Source organism: Spirosoma profusum (assembly GCF_014699005.1).
GTDB lineage: Bacteria > Bacteroidota > Bacteroidia > Cytophagales > Spirosomataceae > Spirosoma > Spirosoma profusum.
The window spans coordinates 16,157-33,669 of the sequence record NZ_JACWZY010000044.1 but is presented as its reverse complement, the minus strand read 5'-3'; the positions used below and the strand labels follow the sequence as shown (position 1 = coordinate 33,669).

The 17,513-nt window shown below is 47.2% G+C and carries 16 protein-coding genes; 12 read left to right on the top strand and 4 right to left on the bottom strand.

What is annotated here, in order from left to right:
• Positions 1-257: 257 nt before the first annotated feature.
• Positions 258-4,403, bottom strand: coding sequence for a hybrid sensor histidine kinase/response regulator transcription factor (locus IC229_RS31025; RefSeq protein WP_190892218.1), 4,146 nt, complete (start codon positions 4,401-4,403; stop codon positions 258-260).
• Positions 4,404-4,868: 465 nt separating this feature from the next.
• On the opposite strand from IC229_RS31025, the gene IC229_RS31020 reads away from it, so the two are divergent.
• The 11 genes from IC229_RS31020 (at position 4,869) to IC229_RS30975 (ending at position 13,723) form a co-directional block, all read left to right on the top strand.
• Positions 4,869-5,330 carry an SgcJ/EcaC family oxidoreductase gene (locus IC229_RS31020; protein ID WP_190892216.1) on the top strand — a complete coding sequence of 154 codons (462 nt, stop codon included), beginning with the start codon at positions 4,869-4,871 and terminating at the stop codon, positions 5,328-5,330.
• Between the two features lie 482 nt (positions 5,331-5,812).
• Positions 5,813-6,331 carry a DUF2231 domain-containing protein gene (locus IC229_RS31015; RefSeq protein WP_190892209.1) on the top strand — a complete coding sequence of 173 codons (519 nt, stop codon included), beginning with the start codon at positions 5,813-5,815 and terminating at the stop codon, positions 6,329-6,331.
• Positions 6,328-6,627 (top strand): hypothetical protein, encoded by a 300-nt coding sequence (locus tag IC229_RS35515; protein WP_223834292.1) that lies wholly within the window; start codon positions 6,328-6,330, stop codon positions 6,625-6,627. The genes IC229_RS31015 and IC229_RS35515 overlap by 4 nt, the downstream gene beginning before the upstream one ends.
• The gene (locus IC229_RS31010; protein WP_223834295.1) at positions 6,519-7,007 is read left to right on the top strand and encodes an NUDIX hydrolase; all 489 of its coding nucleotides are present in this window, start codon (positions 6,519-6,521) and stop codon (positions 7,005-7,007) included. The genes IC229_RS35515 and IC229_RS31010 overlap by 109 nt, the downstream gene beginning before the upstream one ends.
• Positions 7,008-7,225: 218 nt before the next feature.
• Positions 7,226-9,061 carry a glycoside hydrolase family 2 protein gene (locus tag IC229_RS31005; RefSeq protein ID WP_190892207.1) on the top strand — a complete coding sequence of 612 codons (1,836 nt, stop codon included), beginning with the start codon at positions 7,226-7,228 and terminating at the stop codon, positions 9,059-9,061.
• 201 nt (positions 9,062-9,262) lie between these two features.
• Positions 9,263-9,610: a hypothetical protein gene (locus IC229_RS31000; protein WP_190892205.1), complete on the top strand. Its 348-nt coding sequence runs from the start codon at positions 9,263-9,265 to the stop codon at positions 9,608-9,610.
• Between the two features lie 36 nt (positions 9,611-9,646).
• Positions 9,647-10,798: a zinc-dependent alcohol dehydrogenase gene (locus IC229_RS30995; protein ID WP_190892203.1), complete on the top strand. Its 1,152-nt coding sequence runs from the start codon at positions 9,647-9,649 to the stop codon at positions 10,796-10,798.
• Positions 10,799-10,810: 12 nt separating this feature from the next.
• The gene (locus IC229_RS30990) at positions 10,811-11,332 is read left to right on the top strand and encodes a hypothetical protein (protein ID WP_190892201.1); all 522 of its coding nucleotides are present in this window, start codon (positions 10,811-10,813) and stop codon (positions 11,330-11,332) included.
• Positions 11,333-11,370: 38 nt separating this feature from the next.
• Positions 11,371-11,616, top strand: coding sequence for a hypothetical protein (locus IC229_RS30985; protein WP_190892199.1), 246 nt, complete (start codon positions 11,371-11,373; stop codon positions 11,614-11,616).
• Between the two features lie 306 nt (positions 11,617-11,922).
• Complete coding sequence (glf, locus tag IC229_RS30980) at positions 11,923-13,044, top strand: UDP-galactopyranose mutase (protein ID WP_190892197.1); 1,122 nt, start codon at positions 11,923-11,925, stop codon at positions 13,042-13,044.
• Positions 13,045-13,063: 19 nt separating this feature from the next.
• Positions 13,064-13,723 carry a DUF6766 family protein gene (locus IC229_RS30975; protein WP_190892228.1) on the top strand — a complete coding sequence of 220 codons (660 nt, stop codon included), beginning with the start codon at positions 13,064-13,066 and terminating at the stop codon, positions 13,721-13,723.
• Between the two features lie 208 nt (positions 13,724-13,931).
• Here the strand turns inward: IC229_RS30975 and IC229_RS30970 are convergent, their stop codons facing one another.
• Positions 13,932-14,660: a DUF72 domain-containing protein gene (locus IC229_RS30970; RefSeq protein WP_190892195.1), complete on the bottom strand. Its 729-nt coding sequence runs from the start codon at positions 14,658-14,660 to the stop codon at positions 13,932-13,934.
• A gap of 63 nt (positions 14,661-14,723) precedes the next feature.
• Positions 14,724-15,956 (bottom strand): glycosyltransferase family 1 protein, encoded by a 1,233-nt coding sequence (locus tag IC229_RS30965; protein ID WP_223834290.1) that lies wholly within the window; start codon positions 15,954-15,956, stop codon positions 14,724-14,726.
• 236 nt (positions 15,957-16,192) lie between these two features.
• Between IC229_RS30965 and IC229_RS30960 the strand changes: the two genes are divergently transcribed.
• Positions 16,193-16,681: a response regulator gene (locus IC229_RS30960; protein WP_190892193.1), complete on the top strand. Its 489-nt coding sequence runs from the start codon at positions 16,193-16,195 to the stop codon at positions 16,679-16,681.
• Between the two features lie 15 nt (positions 16,682-16,696).
• On the opposite strand, the gene IC229_RS30955 is transcribed toward IC229_RS30960, so the two are convergent.
• Positions 16,697-17,479, bottom strand: a complete 783-nt coding sequence (locus IC229_RS30955) for a LytTR family transcriptional regulator DNA-binding domain-containing protein (RefSeq protein ID WP_190892191.1) — start codon at positions 17,477-17,479, stop codon at positions 16,697-16,699.
• Positions 17,480-17,513 lie beyond the last annotated feature (34 nt).

The window sequence follows — 17,513 nt, the reverse complement described above, 5'->3', positions numbered from 1 at the left end:
AGCTTATTTGTGAGTTTTCGACAACAAATTAGCTATTCAAATTACCAGTTTTTGCAAAATGACAACTATTCTATAGAAGGGAGTAAATAGAGTGAATCATGCTTATCAAGTTTTTGTCATCCTGACGCAGGAAGGGCCTTAAAGTTTCCTGACATTCTATTTAGGAAACCCTAAGATCCTTCCTGCGTCAGGATGACAAAAACTCGATAATGATCTATTAATTAAATACTTACCTTGACAGATAACCATGACTCACGTTAGTTGTCTGCAACCTGACCAGGATTCATTCGGCCATATTTCGAAGGAGGAACTTGATAGCGTTCCTGAAACACTTTAGAAAAATATGATAAGCTATCAAACCCAACACTGTAGGCAATCTGGCTTACCGTTTCGGTTCCTGACTGAAGTTGGACGGCTGCCTGCTCCAGTCGGATGTCCCGTATAAAATCAGTTGCCGTCGAGTTGATAATGGCTTTCAGTTTACGATAGAGCTGAACCCGGTTCATATTGACGGCTTCGGCCAGCGCTTCGACCGTAAAATCAGCCTGATCGATGTGCTCCATGACCACTGCCCGTAGTTGGTTAAGAAACTTTTGCTCGGGCAGGGGAAGTTCTGAAGTGGTAGGCTCAGGGGTAGAAAGAGCAGTTACTGGAGCAGGATTTTGGGTAGCAAAGTGTTTATACAAACGTTGCCGTTGTAGAATCAGGTTACGTACCCGCGCCTGAATTTCGTCTCGGTTGAAGGGCTTGGTCAGGTAGTCGTCAGCGCCCAGTTCGAACCCTTCAATCCGATCTTCAACCGTAGCTTTAGCCGTGAGCATCACTACGGGAATATGGCTGGTTGCTTCCTGCGTTTTGAGTTTGCGACAAAACCCAAATCCATCCAGACGGGGCATCATCAGATCACAAATGATCAGGTCGGGTAACGTAGCAGTCGCCTTTTCCAGCCCATCCAGCCCGTCGACGGCTTCAAGAATCTGGTAATCCGTTTCAAAAATGCTACGTACGTAAGCCCGGATGTCGGCATTGTCGTCGATGATCAGCAGAATATTGTCGGCGCTGTTTTCGGATAACTCAATTGTTGAGGACTGCACGATAGGCTGACTGAGAACTGCTACGTTCATCTCCTTCGCAGACCACGACGTAGCAGCAGTAAACGTATCAATGTTGACCAATGGCAACGTAACAGTAAAGGTTGTTCCAATATCTTCGGTGCTAACGACTTCAATCTTCCCATTTAACACCTGAGTCAGTTCATATACCAATGCCAGACCGATGCCTGTTCCTTCAAAATATCGTTTTGATTGGCTATTCACTACGTCAGCAGACCGCTGATAAAAGCGCTCGAAGATATGGGACAGGTCTTTGGGGGCAATTCCGATTCCGGTATCAGCAACCGTCAATTGCAACGTAGCACCATCTGATTCGGGATAATGAACCTGCATGCGGACCTGCTGGCCTTCAGGAGTAAACTTAAAGGCATTCGAGAGCAGATTCGTTACGATTTTTTCGCACTTGTCATGATCAAAGCTGGCTAAAACAACATCCTGGTTCTGAGAGAAATGGAACGTAACACCCCGACTTTCTGCCAAAGAAATAAACGAACTGGCCAGCGTTCGGAAGAATCCGGCAATGTCGCCCGGCTGAGGCTCTGCCTTGAGCTGGCCTGCTTCGAGTTTACTTAGATCAAGTAGCTGGTTTATCAGGCTCAGGAGTCGATTGCTATTTTGCTCCATAAGCACCACCGTCGGTTCTGTCAGCGTTACTTGCTTTTCCGTCCGAAACCGTTTTCTCAAATCATTCAGTGGTCCTAGAATCAAGGTGAGTGGTGTTCTGAATTCGTGCGAGATATTGGTGAAAAACTGAGTTTTCAGGGCATCTAACTCGACTAATCGACTGGCTTCTTTCTGTTCAAAATCAACCTGTTGTTCCAGCAACAACCGCTGCGTCTGGAATCGGTACAGCTGCCATCCGACTGCCAGCAGAACCAAGGTGTAGAACAGATAGGCCCACCAGGTTCGGTAAACGGGCGGATGCACCCGAATCTGTAATTCGACAGGTTTGCTCCAGTTTTCGCCATCCGCAGAACCCATCACCTGAAGCGTATAACTTCCATCGGGTAATTGCGCGTAATTGGCAAACCGATTAGTGCCCGCTTCCACCCACTCGCGGTCAATACCCGCCAGTCGATAGCGGTATCGGTTGTTGGCTGAATTGGTGTAATCCATCGCGCTAAACTCGAACGTAAGCAGATTCTGGTCATGCGCCAGGTCGAGTTGCCGGGTATATTCAATTCCTTGCGTCAGTAGCTGAGCGGCATCCCTGACCTCTACCGGTTTATTGTTGACTTTTACCCCGATAATATTCACCAAGGGTGGTTTTTTACCCATCCCGGAGAATTTTGACGGCTGAAAAGTACTCAGCCCATTGACTCCACCAAACAACAATTCGCCCGAAGCGGCTTTGAAAAAGGAACTTGTATTGAACTCATCGTCCTGAAGCCCGTCGGCTCGCGTATAATTGCGAAACTGCTTCGTCTGCGGATTAAACTGCGATAAACCCCGATTGGTACTTAACCAGAGATGATGAAACGGATCGCTCAGAATACCATAAACCACTTTGTTAGGCAGCCCCTGAACTTCGGTGAAATGCTCGAAATGTCCGGTTTGCTTATCCAGCCGATCTAACCCGCCCCCTTTTGTCCCTATCCACAAATAGCGATCGGGTTCGTTGGGGTCATTGGCCAGACAAAGCACGAAATCGTTGCTCAAACTCTGCCGGTTGGTTGCCGAGTTTTTATAGTACGTGAAGGTTGGTTTAGTCGCCAGATGGCTGGCTTTAATCAGGCCTTGCTGCGTACCAATCCAGAAAGAGCTATCGGATTCCTGCACAAGTGCATAGGTTTCCGTTTCGGGTGACGCCTGATAACTGAAAACGGTAAACGATTCGGATTTTGGGTCAAATCGAACTAGTTTCCCCATCATAGCCCCAAGCCACAGATACCCGGAAGAATCTTCTAGTGTCTGATTTCCCCAAAAGCCAAACTCTGTCCCAACAGGCATGGGATATTTCTTAAGCAATTGCCAGTTACTGGAAAATTTGAGCAGAAACTGTTCGTGCGTCTGGAAATTGGTATTCGAAACCCAGAAGAATCCCTGCCGATCCTGTATAAAAAAGCGCTGTCGCCGGTCAGCCTCCGGAAGGTTTTCGTCCAGAAACGGGACAAGCCGATTCGTTTCCCGGTTCAGTAGGCTATACGCATATTGATGGCGGACGTAGCTACGTCCCTGTTTATCAACGTAGAGCTGAGAAAGACTTATTTTAGGCAAGTAGGCGTGAAACTGCTTGACCTGAGGATTAAACTTACGAAGTCCATAGCCACTAGTGCCCGCCCAGATGTTACCTGTCTTATCCCTGAGGATGGACGTAACGGCGTATAAATCGGGGGGGAACGTAACAAATGCATCCTGAACACGTAGGCTGTCTCTGGAGAATAATTCGTTGGCCGACAGTAGCCACAGATAGCTGACCGTCCAAATGGCCAGGGTGTTTTTGTCGATACGTTCGATCTGGGCTCCTTTAGTCGTTGTTCCGGGTACGTCAATTGCCTTAACGGCCCCTTGATGCCATGCTTTGATGTGATTGTGGGTGCTTACAAGGAGAAAATCCTGTTGCGGATCTTCGTAGAGATCATACAAAACAATAGCCTCCAAAGAAAACAGATTTCGTTTTGCGAACGAGCTGGGTTTACGCCAGTTAAACGAATAGAGGCCATGACTCGACCCTGTTAGCGCCTGCCCATTGGCGTTGAAACTGAAAGGCAAATGATCCTGTTTCGCCCGATCGATACCCAACCTAAACGACTGAATCCGAACCTGACTCGTGAAGTTGGCCTCTTCTGGAAAACCCTGCTGAAGTGATGCCGGTAATTCAATCTTGAAGGATTTACCTACATTGGTTCCTACCCAGATATTCCCTTCGGGATCTTCGGTCAATACCTGAATTTCAACGTTATTGGCATTGGCAGACGCCTGGCTACTGATAGCGATATGGTAGAATCGCTGCGTTTTGTCATCGTACAGGTTCAGTCCTTTGTTGAACGTCCCCACCCAAAGCCTTCCCTTCCGGTCGATGAGTAACGAGGAGCAGGCATTATCGGAAATACTAAATTGGTTGTAGGGATCATAGGAGAAGACTTTGACATTATGACCATCGTATCGATTCAATCCATCTTTGGTGGCTACCCAGATAAACCCCTTCTGATCCTGCTTAAGATCGAAGATCATGCCCTGCGAAAGCCCGTCGGAAATAGTAAGCGCCTGCCACCCTTTGTCCGTCCAATGAGACGGTTGCGCCAACAACGCCAGCGGAAGCAGCATCCAAAGGAAACAGAATAAGCGCATTAAAAGGAAATTTGGGCGCAATGGTACAAACGCCAACTCAATATATACCTATCAAATCCAGTAGAAATTCCAGCCGGAATTCTGCACCACTGAGTGTGGAACCATTCTCAGTATAGATTTAGTGCAAAAAGACTGCCAATGCTGATGGTATCAGTAAAGTTTACTGTCTATTCTAGTACGTACCTTTTTACTGGAAGATCATTTTTGTCGTTCTTGACCAGAAAATCAATGATAATTTTGAAGCGCCCGCAAAATGTGCTGGTCACGGCTTTATATGATTCGCTTGCCAACTTAAGATGGTTACGTAGCCAATAGTTGCACGATCTCAGGAAAGCCTCCTACTTGAGACGACGTAGCATTCATGCATCTGCTTCATAATTGGGCGATTACTGAAAACGGTATTTAGCCCGAAGTTTTGTACTTTGGCTAACATATTCGCACTCATCCCGCAGCAAAACGTTCACCATGAGATCTTATTTCCTACTCCTAACGGCATCTTTTGTATCCGTGATTTGTGTAGGCCAAACGGCCCAAGATAAGGCGTCTGTCGAAGCGGTCATTCGCTTATTTCAACAGGATTTTAACGATGGCAGTTTTAAACACGCCCCTACTTACACAACTCCCGATTGGGGACATATCAATCCGGGAGGTGGTATAGACAAGGGGCGGGATAATGTGCTAAACTTAGTGCGCTCAGTTCATCAAACATTTTTGAAAGGCGTTACGATGAAGATAGAAAGTATGGCCATTCGTTTTCTTACACCGGATGTTTCTATCGGAGATGTTGTCCATCAAATGGATGACTATATTACCCCTGATGGGGTTAAGCATAAGAATGAGCGACAAATAAAAACCTATGTATTCGTTAAACGGAAAGGGAAATGGCTTTTAGCTCAAGACCATAATACCGTTATTAGTACACCTTAACAGCAGGCTATTAAATGGATTATTTTTAAGAATACAGTCCATATTGAATTTGCTACCTTTTACTGGACATGAAGCTAAGTAATATTTGTCTAGAAATGTAAAAAGTCTAATCACAGAATACCCTCCTGCCTGAGACGAAGAAAAGTTCATATACCCTGTACCTTAAATGGGGCATTTAATAAGCCAAACTCAACTTGCAATATGGCCATTGATCGAAAAGTGTTTTCATTAGCTAGAACGCTTGTTGCTAATTAAGTCAACCCGTACGTAACCCAAGTATTGCTTTCTGCATCTTCACTTTACTTGTTCACTAGTTTACAGCTACGATGAGGAGTGGTAACAGCCAGTACGTCCACTTTAGACTTATCGGGCGGCCTGATTTTTTTATTGCCTGACAGTAGAATTCCCCTTTCCCTAATTATCCTGTCGACTAGTAAAACGGATAGCATTGACGTCCAGTTAGGCTCAATAAACGCAAACGTATGGAGAGCAAAGCAAAACTGGCTGGACACGCAGCCCACCCGATTCTGGTGGTTTTTCCATTAGGCTTGCTGGCTACATCCGTCATCTTCGACGGGGTGTATCTGTTAAACAAAAACCAGAAAATGGTTTTAGTCGCTTACTGGATGATAACTGCCGGGCTTATATCAGGCTTTGCTGCTGCCATTCCTGGCTGGATTGACTGGTTAGCTATCCCGGCCTATACACGCGTCAAACGTATCGGTTTGTTTCATGGGGTAGGCAACGTAGTGGTTTTACTACTGTTTGGGGCAAGCTGGCTCTGGCGCACGGGCGAGCCTGGCTACCAACCACCAGCACTGGCCCTGATCAGTTCCGGCCTGGCATTTATGCTGACAGCTCTAACCGGTTGGCTGGGTGGTGAGTTAGTTGATCGGCTGGGCGTGGGCATCGATGATAACGCGAATCTGAATGCGCCTAATTTACTTTCTGGGCATCCAGCCGCAAATCCATCGACCAGCCATCTACCACATCAGGCATGAGTGTTATAAAACCGCTGACTAAAACGGCGATATACCAAAACTGGCATCGCCACCTGGTAGAAAATAAAGTAACCATAAACGAAATTGACCCAATATATGTCCATCGGGCCGAGAAAGACGGACATGTTTTGTATGCGCTCATGAAGATCGACGCTTTGACCCCTGAAGGCGCCAGGCTAAACCCAATCTGTTTTCTGAAGGGCGATGCGGTTTCCGTGCTGGTTGTTTTAATCGATCAGCAAAGGAAAAATACGTTCTCCTGGTTCGTCAGCGACGTACCTGCGACGGGTCGTTAACGTATGAGCACCTCGCCGGGATGGTCGATGAGAAAGACTTCTCTCCTGTGGAAACAGCGGTTCGGGAATTAGGCGAAGAAACGGGCCTGCCAATCAATATGTCCGACGTAAAGCCTCTATTCAGCCGCCCCTTATTTTCCGCTACGTCCACCAGTGATGAATGCCTTCATTTCTTCTATTACGAACACCGGATGCCAGTAGCCGAGATCAACGCTTTGGACGGCCGATCGACAGGAGAAGAAGGTGAGAATGAGCATACCCAACTAAGCATCGCTACGTTCCCCGAAGCCCAGCAACGTATCGCCAACCTGCATGGCATCCTGGCCCATTTGCTATATCTGAAACAAGTTGGCGATTACGGGTTGATGCGTCAATTATAAGGAACGTGTATTGACTTGAAGAGGTATTGTTAGGTTCGTTACGTTCAATAACTGCCACTTTTTATCAGTAGTGTACCGAAATTTTTTTGGATGCTCATAGCTATCTAAAGCCGCTAAATGCATTAACTATAAATAGGAGTGCCAGCTTTCGACTAAATATATCTCATTGTTTGAGACGAATACGTTCAGCATTAAAAGCCTAATTTTTTACTGCATATATGGAGACAAAACGCCCGAATACCAGCTTTTCTGCCAGTCGGCCCAATACCGACAAAGGTTCCGAACCAGAGAATTTGCTTCCCAGAGCGGTTCTTCGACCGAACAATTATATGCTACTGGATGGAGAATGGAAATTTGCGCTAGATTCCAACGATGTGGGGCTTCATCAGCAGTGGTACGTTCGGCATACATTCATACGAACAGCGCATTGGCCAGGTTCCATAGAATCGCATCTGGCGGAGGGCAAAGATCAATCAATACCTACCGGCTGGCAGGATAAAGTGGTCGCCTGGTACGAACGGGAGTTTTTATTGCCGGATCGCAGCGAATCCACCAGCCGGTCAATGATTCAGCTCACCTTTGGCGCTTGTGGATATGAAACCCGGGTTTGGCTTAATGGTTACCCACTCCGTACGATCGAAGATGAAGAAATTCATTTCGGTGAATACACGTCCTTTTCCTACGAATTACCGGAAGAATATCTTCGCCCAACAAATCGGTTAACGGTACGTATCGCCGACACAATGGACGCCGAAATTCCCAGAGGCAAGCAGGAATCCCATGTCTATAAACGGGGTGGCATTTGGTATCAGACGTATACAGGAGCCGTACGAAGTGTGTGGTTAGAAACCGTCGAGCGGAATCGGCTACGTTCCCGGTTAGAGGTTGTCAGTGAAAATGATGATCAGCTGGTACGTTTCAGCGTAACGACGCGCATTCATGATCCAGGCGACTACACGCTACGTCTTCAGGTCTTTGATCTTCATGCGTGGGAACCGTTGGCTACGTCCGATTTTCCCCTGCGACTCGAAGTAGGCCAGAAACAACAACGGGTAGTAGTTGATCTGAAAGGAGCCCAGCTCTGGTCGCCAGAGTCGCCGGTACGTTATAAACTGATCGCGCAGCTTATTGATTCGGAGGGGTATGTCGCGCAGATCGAAACCCGCTTTGGTCTGCGCAAGATTGAAACCAGGGGGCGCTACATCTGTCTGAATAATAAGCGGATTTATCTGGATGGTATTCTTTATCAGCCAGGTACGGCAACCTACGAGGAAATGAAAGCCCATATGGAAGCCATGAAAGCATTAGGCTGTAACCTGGTACGGGTTCACATTGCGGGCGTTGATCCCCGCATTTATAACCTGGCCGACAAGCTGGGGCTATTGCTCTGGGTAGAAGTTCCCAGCCCCCATAGTTCAACGCCCCGCAGCCGTCAGAATCACCGGTCCGAACTGTTGCGGATGGTGTCTCTGATCTGTACGCATCCATCGGTAGTTATCTGGAGTTTGTACAATGAAGACTGGGGCGCTCAGGATATTGCCACCAATGCGGATACGCGTCAGTACATTATGGATATGTATCATTACATGAAACTGGCTTATCCACAGTATCTGATCGTAGATAATGATGGCTGGCAGCATATTTCGTTTGAAGGTCGCCTGAAGTCGGACCTGCTGACGGCTCACCTCTATACACCCGATTTAGATCAATGGAAACTACTGCTGGATCGACTGACCAAGGGTGAATTGACCGACGTAGCAGCTTTCCCATTGGTGGTGGGCGACCCGTTTTTTTACCGTGGTCAGGTTCCCTTACTCATCAGCGAATGGGGTGGCTTTGGGTTTGCCAACTACGGTGGGCCTAACCAACCCCAGGATCGTACGGAACAGATTCGCTTATTTAAACAACAACTCCGTCAGTATCCTGTTGCCGGTGATATGTACACGCAGGCAACCGACATTGAAGACGAACGTAACGGCCTGATTGATCCCCAAACCGGTACGTTAACGGTAACGGCGGGTTTGCTGAACTCCGCTGATTCTGAGCCGAACTGATGCCGATATATGGAATATCTGTGTGCTACGTTCTTTTCACGTTAGTTAGCCCCCCCCGATTTCCTGTCTCCCGTTGATTCACCCAAACGTATCGACGCAGTAACCGTTGCCTTACTTCTCTAGCTGGTAACGGGTCACTACGTAGTATGAATAGTTCTTTACTAATCATACATCCAGTTAGCTTACCAGATAACTCAACGCATGAAAACGATCCTATTAATTATTCCCCTGCTTTTACTGGCAGGACGCATTCAGGCTCAGTCAGATGGAGCTGGCAAAGGACAAGCCGGGGCTGGTCCCGTAAATCAGGCCCGAAAAGCCAACACAGGTCTGACACAAGGCAATGGCGTTCCTTACTCGAAAGACAATAAAACCAAGCGTAGACCGGGGTCAAACAAACCCATTCCACCTTCGAGAGTCGGCGCAGAATCGGACGTAACGGCCACGGCCGCTGGCAAAATTTCACCGGGTAGTCATAATACACAACGTGACAGAAAAGAAGGTATCAATGCTATGAAACCCACCAGTAAATCAACCGGTCGGCAGTAATCTGGAAACGTATCACACGTAATACACACAACATCTATGTTAGCTATGAATTACCGGGGCCCTCGGCGGGTCCGTATCGATCACAAACCCATGCCGACTATTAAGCATCCGGAAGATGCCATCGTGCGGGTTACACGGTCCTGTATTTGTGGTTCAGATCTGCACTTATACAACGGCAACGTACCTGATACCCGGGTTGGAATGACGTTCGGCCATGAGTTTATCGGGGTGGTTGAGGAAATTGGCCCAGAGGTCCACAAGGTGAAGGTGGGCGATCAGGTACTAGTTCCCTTCAATATTGCCTGTGGCAAATGTACTTTTTGCCAGCAGGGTTTATACGGTAATTGTCATGAATCAAATCCACAGGCCACGGCGGTAGGAGGCATTTTTGGGTATTCGCATACCGCCGGTGGATATGATGGCGGGCAGGCTGAATTCGTCCGGGTGCCCTATGCCAATTTTGGGCCTACGGTTATTCCGCCGGAAATGGACCCCGACGATGCCGTTTTGCTGACCGACGTAGTACCAACCGGCTACCAGGCGGCTGAAATGGGTGGTATTCAACCCGGCGATACGGTTGTAGTGTTTGGCGCAGGTCCGGTGGGCATTATGGCCGCCCGTTGCGCCTGGTTGTTTGGTGCGGGTCGTGTTATTGTTATTGATCATGTGGACTACCGGCTTGAGTTTGTCCGCAACTACGCCCCCTGTGAAGCCTACAATTTTAAAGAAATGGACGATCCGGTATTGTTTATCAAGAAGATAACCGATTGGCTGGGGGCCGATGTCTGTATCGACGCCGTGGGCGCCGAAGCAGAAGGTAGCGCCCTGCAAACGATTACGGGTCGAAAGTTATTGATACAGGCCGGTTCAGCAACGGCGCTTCACTGGGCGATCAACTCGGTTAAAAAAGGCGGAATCGTCTCGATTGTGGGCGTGTATGGCCCTACCGATAACCTGGTCCCGATTGGCAACGTAGTGAACAAAGGCATTACCATCCGGGCGAATCAGGCTTCGGTAAAACGACTGCTACCTCGGCTGATCGAGCACATACAGAATGGTATTCTTAATCCGAAAGCCATGATTACCCATCGGGTGCCGCTGGAAGAAGTAGCCGAGGCCTATAACATCTTTGCCAACAAGCTGGATAATTGCATCAAACCCGTTCTCATCCCTTCGGCTAAAGGCTAAACCCAACGTATCATGGAAACGATAGAAACAAAACCAAAGGACTATTCGCATATTCTGGGTTGGGGCATCGATGCCGATCCGAAAAATGATCCTACTTACCCAATTAAAAACCGTACCGATCGCGACGGCGTACCGGTTGAGCAAAAGGGGTATACCTGGGAGCGACCATCACAACAACCCGTTGATATAGAAGTACTTCATTCGAACGAGCGACCCAATGTGAGTGCGGTATTTGGTACATCCGTTCCGCCCTCAGGGCTTAGTGGGCATATTCGCCGGTTTGCCTTTCGATTCAGTGAATCGGAGTATGGCCACTGGTTGCCCTTGCTGATTGCCGACAGAGTCAACGTAGTGGAAGGCATCATCGATGACTTAAAGCAAAGTCGTGTTCCCAATATTTTTGCCGAGAAGGGCATGAAAGCCGACTGGAAATACAATCGGCAAGGCTTACTTAGGCAGGCGTTGATTGGCGTTGTGGTAACCGCTACTGTATTTGCCTTCTTATCCAGAAAGAAACGCCCACACAAAGCGTAAACGCTGGAAATATTTTCTCATCTTAATTCTCAAATTCTATGAAATCATCAGACTCATCCAATCCAGAACACAAAGAAGGGCCTGTAGCCAAAGCTATTGAAAAGCAGACCGCTAAACTTCCTTCCGATTTATTTCTGTGGGCTGCCTTGGCTTCCATGGGCGTTTCGGCTTATTTACAGGCTACCAGCGACCGTAAAACGAGTTTATTTGTCGGTCAGTGGGCAGCTCCCTTTCTGCTGCTGGGTCTATATAATAAACTGGTCAAAGTAGAAGGAAGTGATTAGCGGCTACCTGCTTCAATAACAAAAAAGTCGCGACCAGTTGAACTGACGCGGCTTTTTTGTTATCTTTTATTAAAGCCGCTTAACAAAAGTTGCTGCCTGAACAGACTTTCAATCTCTGTCAACAAAAGCCAGCGGTAGGGGTAGGGATGAAAATTTCGACGAATGCTTGCCACAAAGCTAGTTTAATTCTCAGTAACAAAGAGCCTATCAGGGCCGTTTCCTCACAGGAGAACACGGTACAGGAGCCGTTACCTAATGCCTACTGTTAATTCTAAAAAAATACAAGCATTCTTTTAATTTCTATTTATGACGTACGATTTTGCCATTGTTGGTGCCGGTTTTGCCGGAAGTGTATTAGCCGAACGATTAGCCACTCAGGCTGGAAAGACAGTGCTCCTGATTGATAAACGCCATCATATTGGTGGTAACGCTTATGATTGTCTCAACGAAGATGGCATTTTGATTCACCAATACGGCCCACACATCTTTCACACAAATTCGCCTGACGTATTTGCTTATCTGTCGCAGTTTACCAAGTGGCGTCCCTATGAACACCGGGTGCTGGCATCAGTAAATGGACAGTTACTTCCCATTCCTATTAATCTCGATACGGTTAATAAACTGTATGGCTTTGATTTTACCTCCGAAGAACTAGCCGAATATTTTAAGTCTGTTGGTGAGCCGGTGGATGATATTCGGACGTCTGAAGATGTGGTTGTCAGTCAGGTAGGCCGTGATTTATACGAAAAGTTCTTTAGGGGCTATACCCGCAAGCAGTGGGGTGTTGATCCGTCGGAATTGGACAAAATGGTGACCTCGCGCATTCCAACCCGTACCAATCAGGATGATCGCTATTTCACCGACGAGTTTCAGTACATGCCCCTGGATGGCTACACCAGGTTGTTTGAAAAAATGGTGGCTCATCCCAACATCCACCAGATGCTGAGTACCGACTTTAATCAGGTAAAAGACCAGCTATCGTTTGATCAGTTGATCTATACGGGGCCAGTCGATGAGTACTTTGATTTCTGCTATGGCAAACTTCCTTATCGGTCATTGCGGTTTGATCATCAGACGCTGGACATTCCTGATTATCAACCTGTGTCCGTGGTCAATTATCCGAACGATCATGCCTATACGCGCATCACCGAGTACAAGAAATTAACCGGACAGGAACACCCAAAAACCAGTCTTACGTTCGAATATCCACAGGACGAAGGCGACCCTTACTACCCCGTTCCACGAGCCGAAAATGCGGATCTTTATCGCCGGTATAAGCAGTTGGCAGACGAACTGGAAAACGTTCATTTTGTAGGGCGATTAGGCACGTATCGATACTATAATATGGATCAGGTTGTGGCTCAGGCCTTGACGCTATACAAAAAATTGGTAGGGGCTGATTCACTGCATGACGTAGTACAGAGTTGAACCATTTTATTTTTTTATGATGAAAAAATTTCTGCGCGAGAACAGTCTTTCTCTCGTATTTATTTTCCTGACCGTCGTAACCTTAGGCGGTCAGATCATCGTAGGCTGGCACGAGTTTAACGACGAGTTGAGCGACTACGGCCAGCCTTCTATTACGTTGCCAACTTACTTGACCAGTGGCCATTGCATCGAATCCGTCTTCGAAAACTGGGAAAGTGAATTTTTACAGATGGGACTCTACGTCCTCCTGACTGTTTCACTGTATCAGAAAGGCTCTTCCGAATCCAAAAGCCTCTCGGAACCCGAAGAAGTCGACCGGGAGCCTTCACCAAAGCGAAAAGGAGCGCCCTGGCCCGTTCGGCGGGGAGGCTGGGTGCTGAAGCTGTATCAGAATTCGCTCAGTATTGCTTTCTTTTTACTGTTCGTAGTTTCGTTCTGGCTACACGCGCTCGGAGGCCTTAAGCAGTATAACACCGAACAGACGCTGAAAGGGAAAAGCGAATTACTAACGTTTTGGCAGTTTATGGGTACGTCTGAATTCTGGTTTCAGTCGCTACAAAACTGGCAAAGTGAGTTTCTATCGGTGCTCTCCATCGTTGTGCTGTCTATTTATCTACGTCAGAAAGGCTCACCTGAATCCAAACCGGTGGATGCCTCACATGATGAAACCGGTGAATAATCGTCTACACGATAATCCGCTTAAACGTTACGAGAAAAAGCTTTTGCTATTTGTTGAGAAGCCCCCATTCAACTTGATCAGCAAGGTTTCCCGTAATCAACAGGGACGTTTGTTACTACGTGTACCTGTATAAATTTTTCTTCAAATCCGCCAGATTACGTAGCACTTCTGCCTATTCCAGTAACGTAACAGGGTTCATTGGCACCGCTTATTCAGAAGTGGTTTTGCGTATCTGTTTAAAGAGCAAAGCGTCCTGCTTCATGTGAATATTATTGAAGAACACGTATCCGGTTTCTTCTTCTGGTAATAGCTCTACCAAGTCAGCTAGCTCATCAGCTTCATACTGATACCGCCATCCCTGACGACCATGCAGCCGAAAGTAACACCGTTCCGGCGTCATCGTCGACTGCACAAACGGATCGACAACATGCCAAAGATCAAGGTCTTCACACAAGGTTTTGACGACCTCTTTATCCCAAAATCCACGCGGCTCCCAACAGCAATTTAAGCCACTACGTTCAATACGCGAAAAGAACTGAACCAGATCGGCGATATGCTCAGGTGTTTGCGTAAAACTAGCCGGGCATTGAAACAGAATCGTTTTCGCACGTAGCGTCTGGGCGCAGGCCAGCGTGAATTCCCAGGCTTCATCGACAATCGAAGTGGGTCTGAAGTATCCCGCTTCGGTACGTTCAGAGTCTGATAACGTTCGTTTTAATCGTTTATACGTTGGACTTTTTGCCGGGTGCGTAATGAGTTGCCAGGCTTTCATTGTAAACTCGAAGTCAACCGGCACTTCATTACGCCACCGTTCCAGCGTAGCCAGCCGGGGTGGTTGATAAAACGTAAGCTGGACCTCTACACTCGAAAATAATTCGGCATAGGCTTTTTTAGGCCCATTTAGTCCACAGGTGCCAATTTGTATGTGGTTGTTCATGTAGGCTTAGTTGCTGCAAAACTCCTACTTATCTGGCAAAATGTGGCAAGCTAGTTTTTATTTTCAACGTAGTACATACGAAGTCTCTTTGTTTAAAATAGCGTGCATTTGCCGCCAGGTTTGATCCCAGGACTGGGTACGTAGAAATTGATCGAGTTCGGGTTCATCGTCACCCACCGACTGATTCAGGCTTGCCAATATGCCCTGCTCAAAGGCAGATACCGTATCGGCGATCGTTACCCGACTCCACTTCTCATAGGTCTTCACTACGTCGCGGATTGGCGTGGAGACGACTGGTAATCCTGCCGCCAAGTATTCCGGCGTTTTGGTCGGACTAATAAACTGCGTTGATTTATTAATCGCGAACGGCATCATGGCGACCTGCCAGTTACTGAAATAAGCGGGTAACGTTTTGTACTCCTTCATACCCAGATAATGCAGATTGGGACCAGTTGGCAGGGTTGCCGGGTCTATTTTAACGACCGGGCCTAACAGGACAAATTGCCAATCGGGCCGACGATTGGCCAACTCACGTAGTAAGGACAGGTCCAGACGCTCATCGATAACGCCACTATAACCAATCCGTGGGTAGCCAATGGATGCCTGATCGGCTGGATCGTCTAAACCGGCCAGCGAGTTCGTCGAATTGGCAGGACAGAAATGCGTATAGTCGATACAGCTCGGGAAGGCATAAACGGCTGAATGACGCTTTTTCTTGGCTTCATAAAGACTGTACCCACCCGTAAAAACGACATCAGCCCTGTTTAAGAGACGTTGTTCCTGCTCAAGTAATTGTGGAGATGCCCCCAGAAAGGCCGAAAGTTCATCCATGCAGTCGTACAGGACAACCTTCGGGCGAAGGTGATCGGTAAAAGGAAATGCCATTGGCGTATAGTACCAGGTGACATAGTCGGTTATCGTTTGCTGATCGATCAATTGATCGATCAATTGCCGTTGAAGTCGGATGGCGGTTTGTTCATCAATACCTTGGGGCAGGTAAGGCACCACAACAGTAAGATTTTCAGCTACTTTCTTAATCTCAAGCGATAAGGCATCCTGCCAGATTGGTTCTTCAATATACCAAACCCGACACTGGTTAGCTGCCCTGCTCAGGAGGTGCTGTGGCCGCTGATAGACAAAATTCCAGCGCAGGTGCGCAAAACAAAGCAGATCCGTAAATCCCTGGGCGGAGTCGGAGCCATTTATTGACGTGGAGGTAGACTTTCGCGTTAGCCATTCATGTTGTACAGACTGGGTTGTATGTAATGTCGATCGTAGTTCAGACGTAGAATTCATAGTTGCAAGCGTCGGGGTTGATCAGCGATAGTAGCCGATTTAGTTGAGTAGAGATCTTATATACCTACAACCCATTGGCCAGAACTTTAACGGCCATATCTAATTTGCAAGTGAGGGAACGGAACTTCTTAAAAAGGAGCAGATTAACGTAAAACCCATCAATTTACTAAGTAAGTCTCTAGTTTTTAGTTACTTTATGTTGTACTTTTGGATGATGTCATACCCAATCAACGTTCATGAAAAGTCAGTTACCGAGTAACACATCCCTTCAAGATAATTTTAGAAATGCCAGCCTGTTAATTATTGAGGATAATCAGGATCATGGAATTTTAATGAAGGAGTCGATTGAGCAGTGCTTACCCGAAGTCAAGACCGCAATCGTTTCCTCTGAAGCTGAAGCGCTTCGCTTTCTCAATCAGTGTCGCATCGAAGAGTGGAATTATCCCAAACTAATTTTACTGGATCTATACCTGCCCGATCGCCAGAATGGCTGGCGACTGCTCGAACAAATTAAAGCGATGCCTGCGGCTATGGGTAAAATCCCGGTTGTGCTGTTAAGTCAATCGAACAGCCAGACTGATGTTGCTGAAGCCTACCAGCGTGGCTGCTCATCGTATCTGGTTAAACCCCGCCTGTCGACCGATTGGCTTCGTTATTTTCAAAGTCTGCGCACGTATTGGTGGGAAACGGTCACTCTACCCAGAATTGATATTTCTTTATTTTAATCGAAAGCGATTTGGTCAGTCGACTAACTGAACGATCTTCAACCAATAATCGACTATCTTATTGAGGATTCGAACCAGTGAACTTGGATCGTCTGGAACAACGACCACCGAATTAGCGTCCAATTGGTAGGCCTGCATCATATTTTCCGACGGTGGTATCAGATAAATCACCGGAATTGCCCGCAACCGGCCATGACCTTTGAGCGTTTGTACAGTCACTATGCTATCGGCCCGGTTCATTCTGGAATCAATAATAATTAACTTAGGCCACTTACCTGTTGGCCTAAGCAGCAGGGCAGAGGCCAGTTCTGCACCCGCTATTGACGATTGCAATGTAAACGGGACGTCTAGTTGACGAAGGCATTGCTCAGCCAGCAGCAACGTATCACCCTTCATAATTACCTGTACCAGTAGCGGTGTCACCTGTTCCTGAGCCAGATTGGATCGGGTAGACACCGATGATTTAACACTATCGATCGCGTTACCCTGACTTTGTAATAATTGAATCACCTCTTTCCATCGTCGACGACTCACGGGTAGTTCGGTACCATCTACCAACCGCACTGACCCTGCCATTTTGGGGCGGGGAGGCTGTTTTACAGTGGCAATACAAGTCGGGTTAATCAGGGCTGTTTTGTGAATGCGAATAAACGTTGGTAATCGTTTCTCAAAATAAACTAGGGGTTTGGCCAGTAATCGTCGTTCGCCACTGCGAAACTGAAGCCAGGCATAATTATCTGCTCCAATAAAGTAGGCCAGTAAAGATGGCTGTTCAAGAAGTTGGTGAATCAGTAACACGTTTGTTTCATTAATTACAATTGAATAAGCAGTT

Bases quoted from the DNA above. Each gene is read 5' to 3' on its own strand.
- IC229_RS31025 (WP_190892218.1), bottom strand. From the start codon at position 4,403: ATGCGCTTATTCTGTTTCCTTTGGATGCTGCTTCCGCTGGCGTTGTTG.
- IC229_RS31020 (WP_190892216.1), top strand. From the start codon at position 4,869: ATGAGATCTTATTTCCTACTCCTAACGGCATCTTTTGTATCCGTGATT.
- IC229_RS31015 (WP_190892209.1), top strand. From the start codon at position 5,813: ATGGAGAGCAAAGCAAAACTGGCTGGACACGCAGCCCACCCGATTCTG.
- IC229_RS35515 (WP_223834292.1), top strand. From the start codon at position 6,328: ATGAGTGTTATAAAACCGCTGACTAAAACGGCGATATACCAAAACTGG.
- IC229_RS31005 (WP_190892207.1), top strand. From the start codon at position 7,226: ATGGAGACAAAACGCCCGAATACCAGCTTTTCTGCCAGTCGGCCCAAT.
- IC229_RS31000 (WP_190892205.1), top strand. From the start codon at position 9,263: ATGAAAACGATCCTATTAATTATTCCCCTGCTTTTACTGGCAGGACGC.
- IC229_RS30995 (WP_190892203.1), top strand. From the start codon at position 9,647: ATGTTAGCTATGAATTACCGGGGCCCTCGGCGGGTCCGTATCGATCAC.
- IC229_RS30990 (WP_190892201.1), top strand. From the start codon at position 10,811: ATGGAAACGATAGAAACAAAACCAAAGGACTATTCGCATATTCTGGGT.
- IC229_RS30985 (WP_190892199.1), top strand. From the start codon at position 11,371: ATGAAATCATCAGACTCATCCAATCCAGAACACAAAGAAGGGCCTGTA.
- glf (WP_190892197.1), top strand. From the start codon at position 11,923: ATGACGTACGATTTTGCCATTGTTGGTGCCGGTTTTGCCGGAAGTGTA.
- IC229_RS30975 (WP_190892228.1), top strand. From the start codon at position 13,064: ATGAAAAAATTTCTGCGCGAGAACAGTCTTTCTCTCGTATTTATTTTC.
- IC229_RS30970 (WP_190892195.1), bottom strand. From the start codon at position 14,660: ATGAACAACCACATACAAATTGGCACCTGTGGACTAAATGGGCCTAAA.
- IC229_RS30965 (WP_223834290.1), bottom strand. From the start codon at position 15,956: ATGAATTCTACGTCTGAACTACGATCGACATTACATACAACCCAGTCT.
- IC229_RS30960 (WP_190892193.1), top strand. From the start codon at position 16,193: ATGAAAAGTCAGTTACCGAGTAACACATCCCTTCAAGATAATTTTAGA.